Annotated in this window: 20 protein-coding genes; 5 read left to right on the top strand and 15 right to left on the bottom strand. The window is 74.3% G+C overall.

The genetic code is table 11. The features are described 5' to 3' along the window. Positions 1–4: 4 nt before the first annotated feature. From pyrE to clpB, 6 genes are all read right to left on the bottom strand, one after another. Positions 5–559: an orotate phosphoribosyltransferase gene (pyrE, locus tag ACI8AB_RS10925; protein WP_456950152.1), complete on the bottom strand. Its 555-nt coding sequence runs from the start codon at positions 557–559 to the stop codon at positions 5–7. A gap of 67 nt (positions 560–626) precedes the next feature. Beyond that, on the bottom strand, positions 627–1,304 hold the full coding sequence (locus ACI8AB_RS10920; RefSeq protein ID WP_456950151.1) for a fasciclin domain-containing protein: 678 nt from the start codon (positions 1,302–1,304) through the stop codon (positions 627–629). A 128-nt stretch (positions 1,305–1,432) separates the two neighbouring features. Beyond that, positions 1,433–3,082, bottom strand: a complete 1,650-nt coding sequence (locus ACI8AB_RS10915) for a molybdopterin-dependent oxidoreductase (RefSeq protein WP_456950150.1) — start codon at positions 3,080–3,082, stop codon at positions 1,433–1,435. 82 nt (positions 3,083–3,164) lie between these two features. After that, positions 3,165–3,767: a hypothetical protein gene (locus ACI8AB_RS10910; protein WP_456950149.1), complete on the bottom strand. Its 603-nt coding sequence runs from the start codon at positions 3,765–3,767 to the stop codon at positions 3,165–3,167. Between the two features lie 91 nt (positions 3,768–3,858). Further along, a complete protein-coding gene (locus ACI8AB_RS10905) occupies positions 3,859–4,398 on the bottom strand; it encodes a hypothetical protein (protein WP_456950148.1) in 540 nt (179 codons plus the stop codon). Between the two features lie 137 nt (positions 4,399–4,535). Beyond that, complete coding sequence (gene clpB, locus ACI8AB_RS10900; protein ID WP_456950147.1) at positions 4,536–7,121, bottom strand: ATP-dependent chaperone ClpB; 2,586 nt, start codon at positions 7,119–7,121, stop codon at positions 4,536–4,538. A gap of 198 nt (positions 7,122–7,319) precedes the next feature. Between clpB and ACI8AB_RS10895 the strand changes: the two genes are divergently transcribed. Continuing rightward, the gene (locus tag ACI8AB_RS10895; protein ID WP_456950146.1) at positions 7,320–7,790 is read left to right on the top strand and encodes a MarR family winged helix-turn-helix transcriptional regulator; all 471 of its coding nucleotides are present in this window, start codon (positions 7,320–7,322) and stop codon (positions 7,788–7,790) included. 101 nt (positions 7,791–7,891) lie between these two features. Then, positions 7,892–8,326, top strand: a complete 435-nt coding sequence (locus ACI8AB_RS10890) for an OsmC family protein (protein ID WP_456950145.1) — start codon at positions 7,892–7,894, stop codon at positions 8,324–8,326. 59 nt (positions 8,327–8,385) lie between these two features. On the opposite strand, the gene ACI8AB_RS10885 is transcribed toward ACI8AB_RS10890, so the two are convergent. From ACI8AB_RS10885 to ACI8AB_RS10850, 8 genes are all read right to left on the bottom strand, one after another. After that, positions 8,386–10,014 carry a DHA2 family efflux MFS transporter permease subunit gene (locus tag ACI8AB_RS10885; RefSeq protein ID WP_456950144.1) on the bottom strand — a complete coding sequence of 543 codons (1,629 nt, stop codon included), beginning with the start codon at positions 10,012–10,014 and terminating at the stop codon, positions 8,386–8,388. A 59-nt stretch (positions 10,015–10,073) separates the two neighbouring features. Next, positions 10,074–10,577, bottom strand: a complete 504-nt coding sequence (locus ACI8AB_RS10880) for a MarR family winged helix-turn-helix transcriptional regulator (protein WP_456950143.1) — start codon at positions 10,575–10,577, stop codon at positions 10,074–10,076. A 159-nt stretch (positions 10,578–10,736) separates the two neighbouring features. Next, on the bottom strand, positions 10,737–11,225 hold the full coding sequence (locus ACI8AB_RS10875) for a MarR family winged helix-turn-helix transcriptional regulator (RefSeq protein WP_456950142.1): 489 nt from the start codon (positions 11,223–11,225) through the stop codon (positions 10,737–10,739). Positions 11,226–11,263: 38 nt separating this feature from the next. After that, on the bottom strand, positions 11,264–11,743 hold the full coding sequence (locus ACI8AB_RS10870; RefSeq protein ID WP_387992059.1) for a heat shock protein transcriptional repressor HspR: 480 nt from the start codon (positions 11,741–11,743) through the stop codon (positions 11,264–11,266). After that, the gene (gene dnaJ / locus ACI8AB_RS10865) at positions 11,740–12,960 is read right to left on the bottom strand and encodes a molecular chaperone DnaJ (protein WP_456950141.1); all 1,221 of its coding nucleotides are present in this window, start codon (positions 12,958–12,960) and stop codon (positions 11,740–11,742) included. The genes ACI8AB_RS10870 and dnaJ overlap by 4 nt, the downstream gene beginning before the upstream one ends. Before the next feature lie 34 nt (positions 12,961–12,994). Continuing rightward, on the bottom strand, positions 12,995–13,717 hold the full coding sequence (grpE, locus tag ACI8AB_RS10860) for a nucleotide exchange factor GrpE (RefSeq protein WP_456950140.1): 723 nt from the start codon (positions 13,715–13,717) through the stop codon (positions 12,995–12,997). Further along, positions 13,714–15,579 (bottom strand): molecular chaperone DnaK, encoded by a 1,866-nt coding sequence (gene dnaK, locus ACI8AB_RS10855; RefSeq protein WP_456950139.1) that lies wholly within the window; start codon positions 15,577–15,579, stop codon positions 13,714–13,716. The genes grpE and dnaK overlap by 4 nt, the downstream gene beginning before the upstream one ends. 221 nt (positions 15,580–15,800) lie before the next feature. Continuing rightward, positions 15,801–16,823 carry a hypothetical protein gene (locus ACI8AB_RS10850; RefSeq protein ID WP_456950138.1) on the bottom strand — a complete coding sequence of 341 codons (1,023 nt, stop codon included), beginning with the start codon at positions 16,821–16,823 and terminating at the stop codon, positions 15,801–15,803. A 522-nt stretch (positions 16,824–17,345) separates the two neighbouring features. Between ACI8AB_RS10850 and ACI8AB_RS10845 the strand changes: the two genes are divergently transcribed. The 3 genes from ACI8AB_RS10845 (at position 17,346) to ACI8AB_RS10835 (ending at position 22,048) form a co-directional block, all read left to right on the top strand. Continuing rightward, the gene (locus tag ACI8AB_RS10845; RefSeq protein ID WP_387992044.1) at positions 17,346–19,640 is read left to right on the top strand and encodes a heterodisulfide reductase-related iron-sulfur binding cluster; all 2,295 of its coding nucleotides are present in this window, start codon (positions 17,346–17,348) and stop codon (positions 19,638–19,640) included. Positions 19,641–19,740: 100 nt separating this feature from the next. After that, entirely contained in the window at positions 19,741–20,712 is a 972-nt protein-coding gene (locus ACI8AB_RS10840) for a DUF389 domain-containing protein (protein ID WP_456950137.1), read from the top strand. A gap of 58 nt (positions 20,713–20,770) precedes the next feature. Continuing rightward, complete coding sequence (locus tag ACI8AB_RS10835; protein ID WP_456950136.1) at positions 20,771–22,048, top strand: CynX/NimT family MFS transporter; 1,278 nt, start codon at positions 20,771–20,773, stop codon at positions 22,046–22,048. On the opposite strand, the gene dcd is transcribed toward ACI8AB_RS10835, so the two are convergent. Then, positions 22,014–22,604 carry a dCTP deaminase gene (gene dcd / locus ACI8AB_RS10830; protein WP_387992035.1) on the bottom strand — a complete coding sequence of 197 codons (591 nt, stop codon included), beginning with the start codon at positions 22,602–22,604 and terminating at the stop codon, positions 22,014–22,016. The two genes, ACI8AB_RS10835 and dcd, sit on opposite strands and share 35 nt — an antisense overlap. Between the last annotated feature and the right edge of the window lie 114 nt (positions 22,605–22,718).

Here is a 22,718-nt window from a genome sequence, read left to right as displayed (position 1 = left end):
GCGGCTACGACAGGCCGAGGTCGGACAGCTCGAAGGCGGCGCGGTACTCCAGGCCCGCGGCCTCGACGGCGGCCCGCCCACCGCGGTCGACGACCACCGCGACGGCGATGACCTCGGCCCCGGCCTCCTGCAGCGCCTCGACGGCGGTCAGCGGGCTGCTGCCGGTGGTGGAGACGTCCTCGACGACGAGCACCGCCCGCCCGGCGACGTCGGGCCCCTCGATCCGCCGCTGCAGCCCGTGCGCCTTGCCGGCCTTGCGGACCACGCACGCGTCGAGGAAGCCCTCGCCGCCGGCGGCGGCGTGCAGCATCGCCGTGGCGACCGGGTCGGCGCCGAGGGTGAGCCCGCCGACGACGTCGTAGCGCAGGTCCCGGGTGAGCTGGCGCATCACCCGCCCGACCAGCGGCGCGCCCTCGTGGTGGAGGGTCAGCCGGCGCATGTCGATGTACCAGTCGGCCTCGCGCCCGGAGGACAGCGTGACCCGCCCGTGGACGACGGCGAGGTCGACGACCAGCTCGAGCAGGCGGTCGCGGTCGGGCTGGGCAGCGGGCGCCGTCATGGAGGCGAATCTACGCACGGTTCCGGCCCGGCTCCCGCGAGGGAACCGGGCCGGTGGCCGTCGCGTCTCAGCCCTGCGCGGGCGCCAGGACCTGGTCGACGACGTAGACGGTGGCGTTGGCGGTCTGCACGTTGCCGCAGATCACCGAGGCCGGGGTGCCGGTCACGGTCCGGGCGACGGTGAAGCTCTCGCCCGAGCCGTCGATGGTGACCTCGTCGCCGGCCACGGTGGTGTGCGTGCCGGCCAGCTGGTCCGGCGAGAGCCGGCCCGGGATGACGTGGTGGGTCAGGACCTGGGTCAGCATCGCCTGGTCGGCCAGCACGGCCTGCAGCCGGTCGGCCGGGATCGCCTCGAACGCCGGGTTGGCCGGGGCGATGACGGTGATGTCGTCGGTGGTGTTCAGCGTGTCCACCAGGTTGGCCTGGATGACCGCCTGCACCAGCGTCGACAGCACCGGGTTGTTGCTGGCCGCGGTGGCCACCGGGTCGTCGGTCATGCCGGCGAAGCTGCCCTCGCCGTCGGCCGGGACCGAGGAGCAGGCGGCCCCGAAGGGCTCGTCGGACGCCGGCTCGGCCATCGGGCTGCTGCTCTCCGTCGAGTCGGCGCTGTCCGCCGCCGGCGAGCTGCTGGCGGAGGGCGGGCCGTCGGAGGCCGCGCCGGTGTCCTCCGAGCCGCAGGCGCTCAGGGTGACCGCGAGGGTCGAGGCGGAGGCCAGCAGGAGGCCGCGGGTCAGGGTGCTCTTCACGGGGTGTGCTCCTCGGTCGTCGGTCCATGGTCCCCCGGCCCGTTCGAGGGGTCGGGAGAGGCGTCTGCGGCCGGGTGGCCGAGACGGGCTCTGGGGTGTGCCGGGTGCCGCCCCGCGGGCGGGGGCCGCTAGGTCGCGATCACCCGGATGGAGTGCAGGCCGCTGGCCCCGTTCGGGAAGGGCCGGGCGCGTTCCCCGGTCTGCACCTCGCCGTCGGCCGTGGTGGCCCGGACGGTGAGCTGGTAGGAGCCGGGGGCGAAGTCGAAGGGCAGCCGCCACTGCCGCCACACGTCGGCGTCCACCGCCGGGGCGAGCTCGGCCTCCCGCCACTCGCCGTCGTCGACCCGGACCTCGACGCGGCCGATGCCGCGGGTCTGCGCCCAGGCGACGCCGGCGATCGGGCGCCGGCCGGCCCGGAACCGGCGCAGGGGGGCCGGGGTGTCGATCCGGGAGGCCACCTTGACCGGGCCCTGGGCGGCCCAGTCGCGCTGGACCCAGTAGGCGTCGAAGGCGTCGTAGGTGGTGGCCTCGATCGAGGTCATCCACTTGCAGGCGGAGACGTAGCCGTACAGCCCCGGGATGAGCATCCGGACCGGGAAGCCGTGCTCGACCGGCAGCGGCTCGCCGTTCATCCCGAAGGCGATCATCGCGTCCTCGACCTGCAGCGCCGCGCGGGTGGGCGCGCCGATGGTCATGCCGTCGGCCGAGCGGCAGACCAGCTGGTCGGAGCGGTCGGAGACGCCGTTCTCGCGGAGGAGGGCGCCGAGCGGGACGCCGGTCCAGCGCGCGGTGCCGGCCAGGCCGCCGCCGACCTCGTTGGAGACGCAGGTGAGCGTGACGTCGCGCTCGACGACGTCGTCGCGGTCGAACAGGTCGGCGAGCGTGTACGTGCGCGGGGAGTCGAACATCCCGGTCAGCTCGAGCCGGTACTCGGCGGGGCGGATCTGCGGGACGGTGATCGCGGTGTCCACCCGGTAGAAGTCGCGGTTGGGCGTGAACAGCGGCGTCAGCCCCTCGACGCGCTCGGCGAGGTCGGCGCCCGGGGGCAGCGCGGCGGCCGGGGACGACGGCGTCGGGAGGGTGAGGTCTCCGCGGGCACCGCTGACGTCGAACCGGCGCTGCAGCAACCGCCCGCCGCCGCCGGCGACCGCGGCCGCGCCCAGGGCGGCGCCGCCGGTGAGGACGAAGCGGCGGCGGTCCATGCCGGCGCCCTGGCGGTCGGCCGTCGGCGGCGCGCCGGGCAGCCGGTCCGTGACCGCCTGGTGGTCACTCCGGGGGGCCGGCACGGTCAGCGGGGCCACCAGCAGGAGGAGGGCGACGACGCCGGCCCCCGCGCCCACGACGGAGGGCAGCGCGTCGAGCGGCCCCCCCGCCGGCCGGGTGGCCGCGGCGAGGGCGCCGACGGCGCCGAACAGCACGATCCCGGCCACGCCGGTCCGCCGGGAGCGCAGCGACACCAGCCCGACGAGCACCGCGTACAGCGCGACGAGGACCAGCGTGCCGACGACGAGGGCGACCTTGTCGTCCTCGCCGAACGTCGCGACGGCGAACTGCTTCACCGGCTCGGGGACCAGGGTGATGACCGTGTCGCCGACCGCCACGACCGGCGAGGACGCCGGGCCCACGGACGCGGCGGCCAGCTCGGCCACGCCCAGCGCGACCGCGGCGGCCGGCAGCCCGGCGAGGGCGGCGAGCAGCCGGCGCGTGCCGCGGCCGGCGGGGCGGGCGGCCCCGTCCGGCCCGGTGGCCGGCGCGGGGGCCTGCTCGGTGGTGGTCACGTCCGGTGTTCGGGCCGGCCGGGCGAGCGGTTCACCACCGGAGGTGACGAGATGGTGACGAGATCTGATCGCGGGCGACGGTTCAGCGTCCCTGTGCCCGTAGCCAGCCCTGGTAGCGGTACCAGGCGCTGGCCGGCTTCTGCGCCAGCGCCACGATGCCGACCACGGTGAGCAGGAGCGAGGCGAGGGACAGCACCGTCAGCAGGCCCGAGACGGTCGGGGCACCGCCGCCGAGGAAGCCGACCAGCGAGCCGGCCACGCCCAGGCCGCCCAGCACCCAGAGCACGATCCGCGCCCAGTTGCGGCCCTTCCACGCGAACCACAGGAACAGGACCTGCAGCGCCACCAGGACCAGCGCGAAGCCGGCGCCGGCGACCAGGGCGGCCCGCGCCGCCGACTCGCTGATCGCGACGTCGGGCGAGGCGGCCTGCACCTGCGCGATGAAGTCGTCGACGTCCGCGAACGTGACCAGGGCGTTCAGCAGGCCCAGGACGAGCGTGGCCGCGAAGGCGCCCACGCCCAGCACCACGGCCGACGGGCGCTCGACCGGGGCGGGCGCGCCGAAGCCGTCGGGCGCCGCCGGCGCGGACGCGTACCCGCCGTGGGCGCCCTGGCCGTACGCGCCCTGGCCGTAGGGGTCCTGCCCCGGCTGGTCCCAGCCCTGCGGGCCCTGTCCTGCGGTCATGTCCGTCCTCTCCCGTGGCGGTCGCCCGCGCATCATGATCGACGGGCCGCCGTCCGGCCACCACCGGACGCGCAGCGCGCCCGGCCGGTGGTCAGCGGGCGGACGACCGCCGGCGCTCCCCCTCGGCCCGGTACCACTCGGCGGCCGGCCGCAGGGCGAGCGCGACGAGCCCGACCGCGCTGATCAGGGTGATGAACACCGACAGCGACCCGAGGAACCCCGAGCCGGTCGCCCCGGGACCGGTGAGGCCGGACAGCCCGCCGAGGACGTTGACCGCACCGAGGACCTGGAGCACCACCCGCGCCCAGTTGCGCCCGGTCCAGGCGAACCGGATGACCAGCGCCTCCAGGGCCACCAGCACCGCCCCGAAGCCCGCGCCGACCCAGAACGCGGCCCGCGCCGTCGCCTCGGGGACCTCGGCCCCCGAGGCGGCCTGCACCTCCGCGACGATCCCGTCGACGTCGGACAGCGTGACCACCGAGGACACCAGGCCGAGGATCAGCGCGGCCATGAACGCGCCGATCCCCACCCGCACCGCGACCGGTCGCTCGGCCGGCGGCCGGGGCTCGGCGCCGGGCGCCGACGGCGCGTTCCCGTAGCCCGGGAGTCGTCCTCCCCGTTCCTCGGTCACGTCGTCCCCTTCCTCTCCTCGACGTCCTGCCGCCATCGTGCCCGTGCCGTGCGCGGCGCCTCCCCGCATCCCGCCCCGGGGACGCGACGGGCCCGCCGCCCCGAGGGACGGCGGGCCCGGGTGAGGAGCTCCTCGCGTCAGCCGCGGCGGACGGTGAGGCCCTCCTCGGCCAGGTCGTCCGGCGCGTCGACGACGACCTCGTCGCCGTCGCGGATGTCCCCGGCCAGCAGCGCGCGGGCCAGCGGGTCGCCGATCGCCGACTGCACCAGGCGGCGCAGCGGGCGGGCGCCGTAGACCGGGTCGAACCCGTTGAGCGCCAGCCACTCGCGGGCGGCGTCGGTGACGGTCAGCGTCAGCCGGCGGGCGGCCAGCCGGCGGGCGAGCACGCCCACCTGGATCTCGACGATCCCGGCCAGCTCCTCGCTGCCCAGCGCCCGGAACACCACGACGTCGTCGAGGCGGTTGAGGAACTCCGGCTTGAAGTGCGACCGGACGACGTCCATGACCGCGGAGCGCCGCGCCTCCTCCGGCAGCGACTGGTCGGCGATCAGCTGCGAGCCGAGGTTCGACGTCAGGATCAGGATGGTGTTGCGGAAGTCCACCGTCCGCCCCTGGCCGTCGGTGAGCCGGCCGTCGTCGAGGACCTGCAGCAGCACGTCGAAGACGTCGGGGTGGGCCTTCTCCACCTCGTCGAGCAGCACGACGGTGTAGGGCCGCCGCCGGACCGCCTCGGTGAGCTGGCCGCCGGCCTCGTAGCCGACGTAGCCCGGAGGGGCGCCGACCAGCCGGGCCACCGAGTGCTTCTCGGAGTACTCGCTCATGTCGATGCGGACCATCGCCCGCTCGTCGTCGAACAGGAACTCCGCCAGCGCCTTCGCCAGCTCGGTCTTGCCGACGCCGGTGGGGCCGAGGAACAGGAACGAGCCGGTGGGCCGGTCGGGGTCGGCGATGCCCGACCGCGCGCGGCGGACGGCGTCGGAGACGGCGCGGACGGCGTCGGGCTGGCCGACGACCCGCCTGCCGAGCTCGTCCTCCATCCGCAGCAGCTTCGCCGTCTCGCCCTCGAGCAGCCGGCCGGCGGGGATGCCGGTCCAGGCCTGGACGACCTCGGCGATGTCGTCGGGGCCGACCTCCTCCTTGAGCATGGACGCCTGGGCGGCCACCGACTCCTCGGCCGCGGCGAGGTCCTTCTCCAGCTGCGGCATCACGCCGTAGCGGAGCTCGGCGACGCGGGCGAGGTCGCCCTCGCGCTCGGCGCGCCCGGACTCGGTGCGCAGCCGCTCCAGCTCCTCCTTGAGCTGCTGGATGCGGACGATCGCGCCCTTGTCCTGCTGCCAGCGCGCGGTCAGCTCGGCGAGCTCCTGGCGCCGGTCGGCGAGGTCGGCGCGCAGCGCGGCCAGCCGGTCGAGCGAGGACGGGTCGTCCTCCTTCTCCAGCGCCATCTCCTCGATCTCCATGCGGCGCACGGCGCGTTCGACCTCGTCGACCTCCACCGGGCGGCTGTCGATCTCCATGCGCAGCCGGCTGGCCGCCTCGTCGACCAGGTCGATCGCCTTGTCGGGGAGGAAGCGGGCCGTGACGTACCGGTCCGACAGCGTGGCGGCGGCGACGATCGCGGCGTCGGTGATCCGGACGCCGTGGTGCACCTCGTAGCGCTCCTTGAGCCCGCGCAGGATGCCGATCGTGTCCTCGACCGAGGGCTCGCCGACGAAGACCTGCTGGAAGCGGCGCTCCAGCGCCGGGTCCTTCTCGATGTGCTCGCGGTACTCGTCGAGCGTGGTCGCGCCGACCATGCGCAGCTCGCCGCGGGCGAGCATCGGCTTGATCATGTTGCCGGCGTCCATGGCCGAGTCGCCCGTGGCGCCGGCGCCGACGATGGTGTGCAGCTCGTCGATGAAGGTGACGACCTGGCCCTCGGACTCGGCGATCTCCTGCAGGACGGCCTTGAGCCGCTCCTCGAACTCGCCGCGGTACTTGGCGCCGGCGACCATGCTCGCCAGGTCCAGCGCCATCAGCCGCTTGCCCTTGAGGCTCTCGGGGACGTCGCCGGCCACGATCCGCTGGGCCAGGCCCTCGACGATCGCCGTCTTGCCGACGCCGGGCTCGCCGATGAGGACCGGGTTGTTCTTGGTGCGGCGGGAGAGCACCTGCACGACGCGGCGGATCTCGGTGTCCCGGCCGATGACCGGGTCGATCTTCCCCTCGCGGGCGCGCTCGGTGAGGTCGACGGCGAACTTCTCCAGCGCCTGGAAGGTGCTCTCGGGGTCGGCCGTGGTGACCTTGCGGTTGCCCCGCACGGTGCGGAAGGCGGCCAGCAGCGCGTCGCGGGTGGCACCGGCGCTGGTGAGCACCGTGCCGGCCTCGCCCTCGGAGCCGGCCAGGCCGACCAGCAGGTGCTCGGTGGAGACGTACTCGTCGCCCAGCGCGCCGGCCTGCTCGCCGGCGGCGTTGACCACCCGCAGCAGCTCACGCGACGGCGACGGCGCGGCGACGGTGGCGCCGCTGACGCTCGGCATGCGGCGCAGGGCGGCCTCGGCCTTGGCCCGGACGTCGGCCGGGTCCGCTCCGGTGGCGGTCAGCAGCGGGCCGGCGATGCCGTCGCCCTGCTGCAGCAGCGCGACGAGCAGGTGCAGCGGCTCCAGCGCCGCCTGCCCCCGGTCGACCGCCAGCCGCTGGGCGGCCGCGAACGCCTCCTGCGAACGGGTGGTCAGCTTGCTCTCCATGGTCGGTGCGCTCGGTCCTCTCCTGGGCGTGCCGGGGTCCCGGCGGGGGATCCTGTCGACCGGTGCAACGGACCAGGGGTTGAGTCTGTTCCGCTCAACTTGCCTCGCGGTGCAGGAGGTGGTCGAGGAGGCGCCCCGAGGGGTTGACATCCGGCACAACTGCATGCCACGCGACCGGATGGTCCCTACACTCAGGGCATGACGACCACCGGAGACCCGCGCCGCCCTGCCCCGAGCGTGGCTCTGGACGATCAGCTGTGCTTCGCGCTGTACGCAGCGTCCCGCGCGATGACCGCCCGGTACCGGCCGATGCTCGAGGAGCTCGGGCTCACCTATCCGCAGTACCTGGTGATGATGCTGCTCTGGGAAGAGGACCACCAGACCGTCGGCCAGCTCGGCGCCCGCCTGGCGCTCGACAGCGGCACCCTGTCCCCCCTGCTCAAGCGGCTCACCGCGGCCGGGCTGGTCACGCGCCACCGCCGCGTGGAGGACGAGCGGTCGGTGGCCATCGCCCTCACCGACGCCGGCCGGGCCCTGCGCGACAGGGCCTTCGCCATCTCGCAGGACATGATCTGCGCGCTCGACCTGGACGTGGAGTCCTTCTCCGACCTCAAGCAGACGCTCAACGTGCTGACCCAGCGGGTCACCGAGGCGCCGCGCGCCGTGTGACCCGGGCGGTGGGTTGCCTACAACCCACCGGGGTAGGGCCGCGGGGTCCCGCGCGCCGGCGAGACGACGCCGGCGTGCCCCCGCGACCGGAAGGCAGCCCGATGCCCACCCGCACCGCCCGCACCGCCTGGAACGGCACCCTCCAGGAGGGTTCCGGCCAGGTCGAGCTGTCCAGCTCGAAGCTCGGCACCTTCGACGTGAGCTGGCCCAAGCGCACGGCAGACGAGGCCAGTGGCTCCACCAGCCCCGAGGAGCTCATCGCCGCGGCGCACTCCGCCTGCTTCTCGATGGCGCTGTCGGGGGAGATCGCCCGGGCCGGCGGCACGCCGCAGTCCCTCGAGGTCACGGCCGACGTCACGCTCGGCCTCCAGGACGGCGCCACGATCACCGGGATCACGCTCACCGTGCGCGCCGAGGTCGACGGCCTCGACGCCGACGGGTTCGAGAAGGCCGCGCAGGCGGCGAAGGTCGGCTGTCCGGTGAGCAAGGCGCTCGCCGCCGTCGACATCACCCTGGACGCCCAGCTCGAGTCCTGACCCCCGGGACGCACGACGGCCCGCTCCCCGACTCGGGGAGCGGGCCGTCGTGCGTCCTCTCAGCGGGCGGCGCCGACCGCCTCGTCCTCGGCGAGCGCGGGGCGGGACTCGCGGGCCAGCCGCTCCTCGCCGCTCTCGGTGCGCAGGGCCACCTCGCGGATGAGCAGGATGGCCGCGACGGCGACCACCGCGATGACCGCGGAGACGAGGAAGACCCGGCCGGTCGCGTCGCCGTAGGAGACCCGGATGAGCTCCTGGATGGCCGGCGGCGCGTCCGCCAGGCTCGCCAGGCCGACGCGGCTCGAGCCGCCGCCGGCCGCGGCCGCCTCCGGCGGCAGGCCGGCGGTGATCAGGTCGGTCACCCGGTTGCTGAGCACCGCGCCGAGCACCGAGACGCCGATGGTGCCGCCGAGGCTGCGGAAGAACGCCACCGCCGACGACGCCGCGCCGAGGTCGCTCGCGGCCACGGTGTTCTGCACCGCGAGGACCAGGTTCTGCATGGTCATGCCGATGCCGACGCCGAGGACGAACAGGAAGACGCCGAGCAGGACCATGTCCGTCTCGTGGTCGACGGTCGCCAGCAGGCCGAACCCGGCGACGACGAGCAGCGACCCGGCCACCAGGAACCGCTTCCACCGGCCGTGGCGGGTGATGAGGATGCCCGAGACGGTGGAGGAGACGAGCAGGCCGCCGACCATGGGGATCGTCAGCAGGCCGGCCGCCGTCGGCGAGTAGCCGCGGGAGATCTGCAGGTACTGGCCGAGGAAGACGGTGGACCCGAACATCGCCACACCGATCGCGACGCTGGCCACGATGGCGAGGGTCGTGGTCCGGTCGCGGAACAGCCGCAGCGGGACGATCGGCTCGGCCGCCCGCAGCTCGGTCACGACGAAGGCGACGACGGCGAGCGCGCTGCCGGCCAGGAACAGCGCCGTCTCGACCGAGGCCCACGCGAACCGGTCGCCGGCGAGGGTGACCCAGATGAGCATCGCGGAGACGCCCGCGGTGAGGAACGCGGCGCCGAGGTGGTCGATGCGGACCCGGCGCCTGGTCACCGGCAGGTGCAGCGTGCGCTGCAGCAGCACCAGCGCCACGGCGGCGAAGGGCACGCCGACGTAGAAGCACCAGCGCCAGCCGAGCCAGCTGGTGTCGACCAGCAGGCCGCCGAGCAGCGGGCCGCCGACGGTGGCCACGGCCATGACCGCGCCGAGCAGGCCGGAGTACCGGCCGCGCTCGCGGGGGCTGATCATCGCGGCCATCGCGATCTGCACCAGTGCCTGCAGGCCGCCGAGGCCCAGGCCCTGGAGCACGCGCCAGCCGATCAGCGTGCCCACCGACTGGGACAGGCCGGCGAGCATCGAGCCGACGATGAAGACGACGATCGACAGCTGGATCAGCAGCTTCTTGCTGAACAGGTCGGCGAGCTTGCCCCAGATCGGCGTGGACGCCGTCGAGGCGAGCAGGGTGGCGGTGACGACCCAGGTGTACTGGCTCTGGCTGCCCCGCAGGTCGGTGATGATCGTGGGCAGGGCGTTGGAGACGACGGTCGAGGACAGGAACGCCACGAACATCGCCAGCAACATCCCCGAGAGGGCCTCGAGGATCTGCCGGTGCGTCATGCGGCCCTGCTGCTCGGCGGGCGCCTCCGCCGCCGGGGCGGCGACGGCGGGCTCGCGGGTGGTGGTCACGGTGCTCCTGGTCGGTGCGGGATCGGGTGCGGACGGCGGCCCGGACGGGCGGGCGGTGGTCACGAGGCGGCCCCGACGGCGTGCGGGGAGCCGGCGTGCGGCGGGCGGGCGGGCGGGGGCGCGGCGCGGTCGAGGTCGTCGGCCAGCCGCTCGAGCAGCTCGGTGAGCCGGTGGGCGTCGGCCTCGTCCCAGCCGGCCAGGGCCCGGGTGGCCCACTCCGAGCGCAGCGCGCGGGTCTGGGCCAGGGCGGTGACGCCCGCGGCGGAGACCCGGATGAGGCTGGCGCGGCCGTCGTGCGGGTCGGGCCGGCGCTCGACGAGGCCGGCCCTCTCGAGGGCGGCGACCTGGCGGCTGGCGACCGAGACGTCGACGCCGGCCTGCGCGGCCAGCGCGCTGCAGCGCTGCTCGCCGTCGCGCTCGAGCGGGACGAGCAGCGCCCAGCCGAAGGAGGGCAGCTCCCCGTAGACGGAGTCCGCGGCCCGGCCGGACACGTGCCGGCCGGCCCGGACGAGGCGCGCGATGCCGGCGGTGAGCCGCTCGCGCGTCCGGGAGGTGATGGGCATGGCGACCTCGTGGACAAGGTGATTGCAGACCGCAACCATACATCCGGTTGGTTGCTGTCTACAACCTCCTACCCGCCCGGCGTGTTCCCCCGACACGACGACGGCGCCCGGACCGCGGGGGTCCGGGCGCCGTCGTGGCGTGGTGCGGGAGGGGCGGGGTCAGGACGCGGGAACCGCGGCGTCCCCCGCCTCGCGGGCCTCGCCGAGCCGGTTGAACCGGGCCAGCAGCTCGCCGAGCTGGGCGACGTCCTCGGCCGGCCAGCCGGACAGGTCGGCCTCCCAGCGCGCCCGGCGGGCGTCGCGGATGCGGGCGAGCCGGGCCGCGCCCTCGGGGGACGGGGTGAGCACCTGCGCCCGCCCGTCGGCGGGGTCGGGCTCGCGGTCGACCATGCCGAGTGCCACGAGGGAGGCCACCTGGCGGCTGACCGTGCTCTTGTCCAGGCCGAGCCGGGCGACCAGGTCGCTGGCGCGCAGCGGGCCGGCGTCGGCCAGCAGCGCGAGCAGGCCGTAGGCCGCGCCGTCGAGGTCGGGGTGCAGCTCGCGGGCGAGCCGGGCCGAGATGGCCCGCGACCGGCGCAGCAGCAGGCCGATCTCGCGCTCCAGCCGCACGAAGGACTCGTGCTGCTGCTCCCGGCGCGTGGTCGTCACGTCTCCCTGGACGACGCCGGCGCCCCCGGGGTTCCCGCTCACCGCTGCGCCTCCCTCGGGCGCCAGACGACCAGCGCGGACGTGTGCTGCCGCCGCACCGGCACGAGGTCGGTGCCGACCAGGTCGCGGCCGTAGCCGCTGCGCATCGCCGTCTCCGCGGCGATCCGCCGGTGCTCGGACTCCTCGAGCTCGGCGACCAGCTCGTGCACGCGCTGCTGCAGCGCCTCGACCTGGGACTCCAGGTCGATGATCCGCTTGATGCCGGCCAGGTTGACGCCGTCCTCCTGGGACAGCCGCTGGACCTCGCGCAGCAGCGCGACGTCGCGCGGGCTGTAGCGCCGCCCGCCGCCCGCCGTGCGGCCCGGGGTGACCAGGCCGAGCCGGTCGTACTGGCGCAGCGTCTGGGCGTGCATGCCGGCCAGCTGCGCGGCCACGGAGATCACGAAGACCGGCGCGTCGTCGGCGACGGCGCGGCTCGCGTCGGCGCGCTCCCGGCCCTCGGTCCCCGCGGCGCTCACCGGGTGCTCCCGCGCTCGGCGTTGCGCTGGGTGGCCGCGGTGATCTGCGGGCGCGGGTCGCCCAGTTCGGCGTCGAGGGTCTTCACCGCCCGCTCGGCCTCGGCCGAGAGCCGCTGCGGGACGGCGACCTCCACGGTCACCAGCAGGTCGCCGTTGCGGCCGCGGCCGGGCACGCCCCGTCCCCGGACCCGCAGCGTGCGGCCGCTCGCGGTGCCGGCGGGCACCTTGAGCGTGACGTTGCCGTCCAGGGTCGGCACGGTCAGCGTCGCGCCGAGGACCGCCTCGGGGAAGGTGACCGGCACGGTGAGCGTGATGTCCTCGCCCTTGCGGCCGAACAGCTCGTGGTCGCTGACGTGCACGACCACGAACAGGTCGCCGGCGGGGCCGCCCCGCCGTCCCGGCGCGCCCTTGCCGGCCAGCCGGATCCGCTGCCCGTCCTTGACGCCGGCCGGGATCCGCACGGTGATCGTGCGGGTCTGGGTGGTGACGCCGTCGCCCTGGCAGGTCGGGCACGGGTCGTCGACCACCTGGCCGGTGCCGCGGCAGTTGCGGCACGGCTCGGAGAAGGCGAACGCGCCCTGGCTGCGGCTGGTGACCCCGGCGCCGCCGCACACCTCGCAGGTGTGCGGCGAGGTGCCCGGGCGGGCGCCGCTGCCGGAGCAGGTCGGGCAGGTGCCCGGGCTCTGCATCCGCAGCGGCACGGTGACACCGAGGACGGCCTCCTCGAAGGAGAGGGTGGCCTCGGTCTCGACGTCCTGCCCGCGGGCCGGCCCGGACGCCGCCTGGGAGCGGGCCCGGGCCGAGCCCGGCGCGGCACCGCCGAAGAGGTTGCCGAACAGGTCACCGAGCCCGCCGCCCCCGCCGCGCGTCCCGGCGCCCCCGGCTCCGCCGAAGAGGTCGCCCAGGTCGAACGGCTGGCCGCCGCCGGTCCCGCCGGGGAAGCCCCCGGGGAACCCGGCACGCGCCCCGGCGCCGCCGGAGCCGAACAGCCGGCGGGCGTCGTCGTACTCGGCCCGCCGCTTGGGGTCGGACAGCACGTCGTAGGCCTCGGAGACCTCCTTGAAGCGCGCCTCGGCCTGCGTGTTGCCCGGGTTCTTGTCCGGGTGCAGGTCGCGGGCGAGCTTGCGGTAGGCCTTCTTGATCTCCGCGGCGTCGGCGCCCTGGGAGACGCCCAGCGCGGCGTAGTAGTCCTTCTCGATGAAGTCCCGGGTGCTCATCGGACGCCTCCTCTCTGCGTCTGGTGGCGGCCGGTCAGCCGGCGGCCGGGGTCTCCCCCGGCACGCCGCCGCCGGTCGCCTCCTGCTCGTGGGCGTCCGCGGCGCCGCCCGCGGGCTCGGTCACGGACACCATGGCCGTGCGCAGCACGCGGTCGCCCCGGCGGAAACCCTGCCGCAGGACCGTCGTCGCGGTGGGCACCGTGACCTGGTCGGACGTGTCGTGCAGGACGGCCTCGTGCAGCGACGGGTCGAACGGGTCCCCCGCGACGCCGAAGGCCTCCACGCCCAGGCCGTCGAGCAGCCCGAGCACGCGGTCGGCGACCACCTTGAAGGCGCCGGTCAGGTCGCCGTGGTCCCGGGCCCGCTCGATGTCGTCGACGATCGGGAACAGCTGGGCGGCGAAGCGCTCGGCCGCCTGGTCGACGACGAGCTGCCGGTCCCGGTCGACCCGCCGCCGGTAGTTGGCGTACTCGGCGGTGACCCGCTGCAGGTCCTCGGTGCGCTCGGTCAGCTGGCGGGACAGGTCGCCGTCCGCGGCGCTGTCGACGACCGGCGCGGCCGGGGCCTCCGGGACGGCGGTCTGGTTCTCGGTCATCTGCTCCCCTGGCGATGGGTGGGCCGGTGTCTGTGCCGGAGCCGGGCGGGGCGGCACGCCGGCCGGCTGCTCGCCGGCCGGCGTCCGCACCTCACCGCTGACGGGGTCGATCCGCCGCTTGTCCCGGATCACGACCCGCGGCTGCTCGTCCCCCTGGCTCATCGGCGGTCGGTGTCCTCGTCGACGATCTCGGCGTCGACGACGTCGTCGTCGCCGGACGGGGCCGACGCGCCGAACCCGTCACCCGAGGCGCCCGCGGCACCGGCACCGTCACCCGCCTGGGCCTGCTGGGCGTAGAGCGCGCCGCCGACCTCCTGCGAGACGCGGGCGACCTTCTCCTGCGCCGACTTGATCGCGGCGATGTCCGAGCCGCCGAGGGCGGAGCGCAGCTCGGTCAGGGCCTCGCCGAGCTCCTCCTTCTTGTCGGCCGGGATGCGCTCGCCGTTCTCCGCGAGGAACTTCTCGGTCTGGTACTGCAGCGACTCCGCCAGGTTGCGGGTCTCGGCCTCCTCGCGGCGGCGCTTGTCCTCCTCGGCGTGGGCCTCGGCGTCGCGCATCATCCGCTCGATGTCCTCCTTGGGGAGGGCCGAGCCGCCGGTGATGGTCATCGACTGCTCCTTGCCCGTGCCCAGGTCCTTGGCGGACACGTGCACGATGCCGTTGGCGTCGATGTCGAAGGCGACCTCGATCTGCGGGACGCCGCGCGGCGCCGGCGGCAGGCCGGTCAGCTCGAACATGCCGAGCTTCTTGTTGTACATCGCCATCTCGCGCTCACCCTGGAACACCTGGATCTGCACGGACGGCTGGTTGTCGTCGGCCGTCGTGAAGATCTCGGAGCGCTTGGTCGGGATCGTGGTGTTGCGCTCGATGAGCTTGGTCATGATCCCGCCCTTGGTCTCGATGCCGAGGGACAGCGGGGTGACGTCGAGCAGCAGGACGTCCTTGACCTCGCCCTTGAGGACACCGGCCTGCAGGGCGGCGCCGATGGCGACGACCTCGTCCGGGTTGACGCCCTTGTTGGGCTCCTTGCCGCCGGTCAGCTCGCGGACCAGCTCGGTGACGGCCGGCATGCGGGTCGAGCCACCCACCAGGACGACGTGGTCGATCTCGCCGACGGAGACGCCGGCGTCGCGGATCGCCTGGTTGAACGGCGCGCGGGTGCGGTCGAGCAGGTCCTGGGTGAGCCGCTGGAACTCGGCGCGGGTCATCGTGACGTCGAGGTGCAGCGGGCCCTCGGCGCCGGCGGTGATGTAGGGCAGGTTGACGTTGGTCGACTGCGCGCCCGACAGCTCGATCTTGGCCTTCTCGGCGGCCTCGCGGAGGCGCTGCATGGCCAGCTTGTCCTTGGACAGGTCGATGCCGTTCTGGGCGTTGAACGTCTGCACCAGGTGCTTGACGATCCGCTCGTCCCAGTCGTCACCGCCGAGGTGGTTGTCACCGGCGGTGGCCTTCACCTCGATGACGCCCTCGCCGATCTCGAGCAGCGAGACGTCGAACGTGCCGCCACCGAGGTCGAAGACGAGGATCGTCTGCTCGGTCTCGCCCTTGTCCAGGCCGTAGGCCAGCGCGGCCGCGGTCGGCTCGTTGACGATGCGCAGGACGTTGAGGCCCGCGATCTCACCGGCCTCCTTGGTGGCCTGGCGCTGCGCGTCCTCGAAGTAGGCGGGGACGGTGATGACGGCGTCGGTGACCGTCTCGCCCAGGTAGGTCTCGGCGTCCCGCTTGAGCTTCTGCAGAATGCGGGCGCTGATCTCCTGCGGCGTGTAGCGCTTGCCGTCGATCTCGCCGGTCTGCCAGTTGGTGCCCATGTGGCGCTTCACCGACCGGATGGTCCGGTCGACGTTGGTGACCGCCTGGTTCTTGGCCGACTGGCCCACCAGGACCTCGCCGTTCTTGGCGAACGCGACGACCGAGGGCGTGGTGCGCGAGCCCTCGCTGTTGGCGATGACCGTCGGCTCGCCGCCCTCCAGGACGGTGACGACGGAGTTGGTGGTGCCGAGGTCGATGCCGACCGCTCGTGCCATGGAGCTGGCTCCTCTTCCGTGTGCTCGGGTGGTGCTGGGTGTCGTGGGGGTCGGTCGAGGGATCTCCCGCCTTGCGCGGGGTCCGCTCAACTTTCCTGCCCACCGTAACGGCAGACCTCCCGGCGGTGTTCCCGAGGGGTCGAGCTGCGCGTGATCAGGCGGCCTGATCGTGCTGCGTCCTGACTCAGCGTCGGCGGTGAGCCAGGACGCACGACGGCGAGCTAGGTCGACGACGCCGCGATCGGCCCGGTCCCCCTGGTGGGCTCGACGGTGCGGACGACGCGGTACCGGCGCGGCCCGACCGCCGGGGCCGCCAGGAGCCCACCCACCCGGGCCTCGAGTTCGCGCCGCCGTCCGGGCACGAGGTCCTCGTGTGCCAGGCGCACGACCCGGATGCCCAGCGCGCGCAGGAGGTCCTCGCGCCGCTTCTCCCGCCAGAGCACCTCCCCGGGATGCCGGCCGTCGACGGGGTCGAGGTACTTCACCCGCCCGTCGAACTCGATGGCGACGCCGGCGTCGTCGTACCAGGCGTCGACCCGCGCGACCAAGCCTCGCGGACCGTGCACCTCGACCTGCAACTCCGGACGGGGCAGTCCGGCCTCGATCAACGCGAGCCGACCACGGGACTCGAGCGGGGACTCCGCGCGGCCGTCCGCGAGCCCGAGGGCCCGCGCCGCGTCGCCGATGCCGATCCAGTGCACCGCACGGAGGACGGCAGCCTGCAGGTCTTCCCGTCCGACGAGCCGGTCGTGCAGTGCGGCGTCCATCGCCACCACCGAGTCCACGAGGTCCCACTCCCGGGCGCAGTCGACGAGCGTCCGCGCCGGCGCGGTCACGCCGAATCCGGCGAGTCGCCCGAGGTCACCGTCCGGGAGCGAAGCCCGGGCGACGACGTAACCCCGACCGCGCCGCCACTGGCCCGGGTGGGTCAGCCGCACGGCCCCGTCGACGTCCTCGGGGAGGACGAGGCGGTGGACCCGGGCGGCGGAGGTGTGGCTCAGGGCCGGACCGGGAGCCAGGGCGAGCAGGACCGCGACGCAGTCGAGGAGGTGCCGGAGCCGGACGTCCGACTCGGCGGCAGCGAGGTCTCGGGCGCGGACGTAGATGCCTCGCCGCAACCAGCGCCAGTGGCCGGCGCTCAGCTCGGAGCGGATCTCGTCGGGTCGGTAGCCGACGCGCACGGCCTCTCGCGCGGTGAAGACGCCGAGTCGGGCGGCCGCGAGGCGGACGAGTTCCGGGTGCACGTCGACAGTCTTCGATCGTGCGGCGACCGCGCCGAGGTCCCCACCGAACCTGTGGACGACGTCGCGACACCGTCCTGGCTCACCACGACGCCTCCTGGCTCACCGTCGGCGCTGCACCAGGACGCGGCACGATCAGGCGGCCTGGTCGTGCGACGGCCGGGACGCGGTGACCGGGGCGTGACCCGGGGGCGTGAGCCCGGTCACTCCCCGCCCCGACGCCGCCTGCGCGGAAACACCTCTCCGTCGTGTTCCAGCCGGATCCCCGGATCCTGAAACCGCACGTCAGGACGCCGGTCGGTGGGCGGGGAGCACCGTCGGACCGCCCCGGATCGGGGCGCCGTGCCTCCGGTTACTGCCGAGTAACCTGAGTGCACCCCGGCTATCGTGCTGGGCTGCGTGGGCACCGCCGCCCGCGCGTGATCCGCCCCCGGTCCGACGGACCGGAGACGGCGGCGGGACCCTTCTCGTCGTCCGGTGCGGACGGAGTCAACCGACGCCGCAGAGGCGTGGGGAGAGGGAATCATGACGGGCCCCCTGCAGATCGTGCTCGGCACGATCAGCGTGCTGTTCCTCATCGTGTCGGTCGTCCTCGCCTACAAGGCCGTCCGGGCGATGGTCCGGATCATCCGCACCGGCCAGGCCGACAGCAGCCGGTTCGGGCCGTTCGGCCCGCGGATGAAGACCCTGCTGGTCGAGTCGCTCGGCCACACCCGGATGCTCAAGTGGTCGGCCATCGGCGCCGCCCACTGGTTCGTCTTCGTCGGCTTCTACGGCCTGTTCCTCACCCTGGTCGAGGCCTTCGGCGAGGTCTGGAACCCGGCCTTCCACCTGCCGCTGCTCGGCGAGTGGAGCCTGTGGAACCTCTTCGCCGACGTCATCGGCACCGGGACGATCCTCGGCATCCTGTACCTGATCTACCGGCGCCAGAAGGACCACCCGCGCCGCCAGGGCCGCGCGAGCCGCTTCGCCGGGTCCAACGAGGGGCGCGGCTACTTCGTCGAGGCCGTCGTCCTGACCGTCGGCATCTGCATCCTGCTGATCCGCGCGCTCAAGATCTCCTCGGACCTCACCGAGGCGCCGGCCTGGTCGCACCCGGTCTCGGGCCTGCTGGCCACCGTGCTGCCCGACAGCCCGGACCTGCTCAGCGTCGTCGCGTTCGTGAAGATCGTCGTCTCGCTGGTCTGGCTGGTCGTCCTCAGCCGCACGCTCAACATGGGCGTCGCCTGGCACCGGTTCAGCGCCTTCCCGAACATCTACTTCAAGCGCGAGGGCACCAGCGGCGCCCCCGCCCTCGGCCCGCTGCAGCCCATGACCTCGAACGGCAAGCCGATCGACTTCGAGGACCCGGGCGAGGACGACGTCTTCGGTCGCGGCAAGATCGAGGACTTCACCTGGAAGGGGATGCTCGACTTCACCACCTGCACCGAGTGCGGGCGGTGCCAGAGCCAGTGCCCTGCCTGGAACACGGGCAAGCCGCTGTCTCCCAAGATGGTGATCATGGACCTGCGGGACCACCTCTACGCCAAGGCCCCGTACCTCCTGGGTGAGAAGACCGCCGCCGAGACCGCCCCGGACTTCGACGTCCTCAAGCCCAGCGACGAGCAGGTCTGGGCCTCCGGCTACGCGCGCATCGAGGGCACCAACGACGCGCAGGCGCACCGCCCGCTGGTCGGCACCCTCGAGGAGGGCGGGGTCATCGACCCCGACGTCCTGTGGAGCTGCACCAACTGCGGCGCCTGCGTCGAGCAGTGCCCGGTCGACATCGAGCACATCGACCACATCGACGACATGCGCCGCTACCAGGTGCTCATCGAGTCGAACTTCCCGTCCGAGGCCGGCGTGATGCTGCGCAACCTCGAGAACCGCGGCAACCCCTGGGGCGTCAGCCCGAGCACCCGCGAGGACTGGATCAAGGAGGTCGACTTCGAGGTCCGCATGGCCGACGGCCCGCTGCCCTACGACGTCGAGTACCTGTTCTGGGTCGGTTGCGCCGGCGCCATCGACGACCGCGCCAAGAAGGTCACCAAGGCCGTCGCCGAGCTGCTGCACACCGCCGGCGTCGAGTTCGCCGTCCTGGGCTCCGGGGAGACCTGCTCGGGCGACCCCGCCCGCCGCATGGGCAACGAGTTCGTCTTCCAGATGATGGCCCAGGAGAACGTCGAGACCCTGAACGGCGTCTTCGAGGGCCGCGTGCCCGGCACCCGCAAGATCGTCACGACCTGCCCGCACTGCTTCAACTCGCTCGGCCGGGAGTACCCGCAGGTCGGCGGCGAGTACGAGGTCGTCCACCACACGCAGCTGCTCAGCCAGCTGGTGGAGGAGGGCCGGCTCACCCCGGTGACGCCGGTGGACCGCAAGGTCACCTACCACGACCCGTGCTTCCTCGGCCGGCACAACAAGGTCTACACGCCGCCGCGGGAGATCCTCGACAGCGTGCAGGGCCTCTCCACCCAGGAGATGCACCGCTGCAAGGACCGCGGCTTCTGCTGCGGCGCCGGCGGCGCGCGCATGTGGATGGAGGAGAAGATCGGCAAGCGGATCAACGTGGAGCGCACCGAGGAGGCCCTCGGCCTCGACCCGGACGTCATCTCCACGGCGTGCCCGTTCTGCATCACGATGCTGTCGGACGCCCTGACGGCGAAGAAGCAGAACGGCGAGGCCGCCGAGCACGTCGAGGTCCTCGACGTCAGCCAGATCCTGCTGCGCTCGATGGCGCCGGTCGGCACCCCGGGCACCGAGCACGGCGCCGAGGTCGGCACCGCGGACGACGACGTCGCGGGCACCGGCTCCGCCGCCACCGGCCACGGCCAGGCCTGAGCGAGGACCCGCACCACCCTGACGGACGCCGCCGGCAAGGCAACTCCTCGCCGGCGGCGTCCGCCGTCTCGGGGGCCGGTCCTCCGGTAGAACACCGCGCGTGCTGCTGCAGTTGCGGGTGACCGTCCCGCCCGACCGGACCGACGCCGTCCGCGACCTGTTCGCCCGCTGCCCCGGGACCGCCCACCTCGCCGTGCTGCCCGGCGCCTCGGTCGAGCCGCCCGGCGACCTGCTCCTCGCCGACGTCGCCCGCGAGTCCGCCGACGCCCTCGTCGGGGCGCTGCGCGAGCTGCACGTCGACCGCGACGGCGGCATCGCGATCGAGGCCGTGGACACCGCCGTCTCCGCCGTCGCCGAGCGGGCGGAGGAGGCCGCGCCGGGCGACGGCTCGGACGCCGTCGTCTGGGAGCAGGTGGTGCGGACGACGGCCGCGGACTCGTCGCTGTCGGTCTCCTACCTGTCGTTCCTGACCATCGCGACGCTGCTGGCCGGCATCGCGATCGTCAACGACTCGGCGGTCCTGGTCATCGGCGCGATGGTGCTCGGCCCGGAGTTCGCCCCGCTGGCGGGGCTCGCCGTCGCGCTCGTGCACCGGCGGCGCGGGGTCGCCCGGGCGGCGGCCCGCGCGCTGCTCGCCGGCTTCGCCCTGGCGATCGCGGTCACCGCGCTGGCCGCGCTCGCCGCCCGCGGGCTGGGCTGGGTCGACCCCGGGGTGCTCGCTACGGACCGCCCGCAGACCGGGTTCATCACCGCGCCGGACCACTGGTCGGTGGTGGTGGCGGTGCTGGCCGGCATCGCCGGCGTGCTGTCGCTGACGTCGGCGAAGAGCGGGGCGCTGGTCGGCGTCTTCATCTCCGTGACGACGGTGCCCGCCGCCGCGGACATGGCCGTGTCGCTGGCCCTGGGCGGCGGCGCCGAGTTCTGGCGCGCGGCCCTGCAGCTGGGGATCAACCTCGCCGGCATCCTGCTGGCCGCCGTGGTCACGCTGCTCCTGCAGCGGGTGCTGTGGCGGCGGGTCCCCCAGGTGCTGCCCCGCTTCGAGGCCACGCCGCGCACGGGGCTGCGCACCTAGACGGTTGGCCCGTGCACCCGCCTCGGGGCGGGCCGGACGTGCGGGGGACCATCGACGGGTGACCCGCACGGCCGACGACGCTCCCCCGATCCCGACGGCCGGCGAGCGACGGCGCGGACTCGCGCTCGTCGCGGTCGCCATCGTGCTGACCGCCGCGAACCTGCGGACGGCGGTGAGCACCGTCGGCCCGGTGCTCGAGGAGCTCGAGCGCGGGCTGGGCGTCTCCAGCGCCGCGGCCGGCGTGGTGACGACGCTGCCGGTGCTGTGCTTCGCCGCCATCGGCTTCGCCGGGCCGCCGCTCGCCGCCCGGTTCCGGGACGCGCACGTGCTGGCCGGCGCGCTGCTCACCATGGCCGCCGGGCTGGTGCTGCGGGCGGTCGTCGACTCGTTCCCGCTGTTCGTCGCCGGCACGGTGCTGGCGATGGTCGGCGGCGCGCTGGGCAACGTGCTGCTGCCCGGCCTGGTGAAGCGCTGGTTCCCCGCGCGCACCGGCCTGCTGGTGGGCGCCTACAGCGCCTCCATGGCCATCGGCGGGGCCGTCGCGGCGATCTCCACCGCGCCGATCGCCGCCGCCGTCGGCCCGGGCGGCTGGCGGTGGGCCATCGGCGTGTGGGCGTTGCTCGCGCTGGTCGCCGCGGTGCCGTGGTTCCTCGCCCCGCGCTCCCCCGGTGCGAGCCGGGGCACCCACCGCGCGGTGCGGATGGCGCCGCTGGCGCGCAGCCCGCTGGCGCTCACCCTGGCGGCGTTCTTCGGCCTGCAGGCGACGCAGGCCTACGTCGTCATGGGCTGGTCGGCGCAGTACCTGCGCGACTCCGGCCTGAGCGCGGCCACCGCCGGGCTGCTGCTCGGGATCAACTCGGTCGTCGTCATCCCGGTCAACGCGGTCACCCCGTCGCTCACCGTCCGCCAGCGGTGGCAGCGGCCGCTGCTGCTGGGCTTCATGGCCTGCTACGTCGTCGGCTGGGGCGGCCTGTGGCTGGCCCCGCGCACGCTGCCGTGGCTGTGGATGAGCGTGCTCGCCGTCGGCATGGGCACCTTCAGCATGGTGCTGGCGCTGATCGGGCTGCGCGCCCGGACGCCGGAGACGACGGCCGCGCTGTCCACGGTCACGCAGGGCTGGGGGTACGTCCTCGCCGGCGCCGGGCCGCTGCTGGTCGGCGTGCTGCGCGGCGCGACCGGCGGCTACACCGGCATGTTCGTGCTCGTCGCCGTCGCCACCGTCGGGCTCACGGTCACCGGGTGGCTGGTCACCCGGGACCGGTTCGTCGACGACGAGGTGCCCGGCTGGTCGCCGGCGGCGGTCAGCCCTGCGCCCGCCGGGTCTCCGCGCGGGTGAAGTTCCGGAACGAGCGAGACGGCGTCGGCCCGCGCTGGTCCTGGTAGCGGGAGCCGTACACCGCCGAGCCGTACGGGTGCTCGGCCGGGCCGGTGAGCCGGAACAGGCACAGCTGGCCGATCTTCATGCCCGGCCACAGCGTGATCGGCAGGTTGGCCACGTTCGACAGCTCCAGCGTGATGTGGCCGGAGAAGCCGGGGTCGACGAAGCCCGCCGTCGAGTGGGTGAGCAGCCCCAGGCGCCCGAGCGAGCTCTTGCCCTCCAGCCGGGCGGCGAGGTCGTCGGGGATGGTGACGACCTCGAGGGTGGAGCCGAGGACGAACTCGCCGGGGTGCAGGACGAACGGCTCGTCGCCGTCGGGCTCGACCAGGGTGGTCAGGTCGTCCTGCTGCTGGGCGGGGTCGATGTGGGTGTAGCGGGCGTTGTTGAACACCCGGAAGTAGCGGTCGAGCCGGACGTCGATGCTCGAGGGCTGCACCAGCCCCGCGTCGTGCGGCTCGATGCCGAGACGCCCCTCGGCGATCGCGGCGCGGATGTCGCGGTCGGACAGCAGCATGGCGCGGAGTCTAGGGAGGCCGCCGGGCGCCCCCTCCGCTTCCCGCGGGACGGAGGTCCCGGACCCCCCGGTTCGGGTCGCGTCCGGACGGTTCCTGCCGATACCTGCCGGGAC

The organism is Geodermatophilus sp. SYSU D00698 (genome assembly GCF_054050335.1).
The sequence above is the reverse complement of the archived record's forward strand: the minus strand, read 5'-3'. Positions and strand labels throughout refer to the sequence as shown.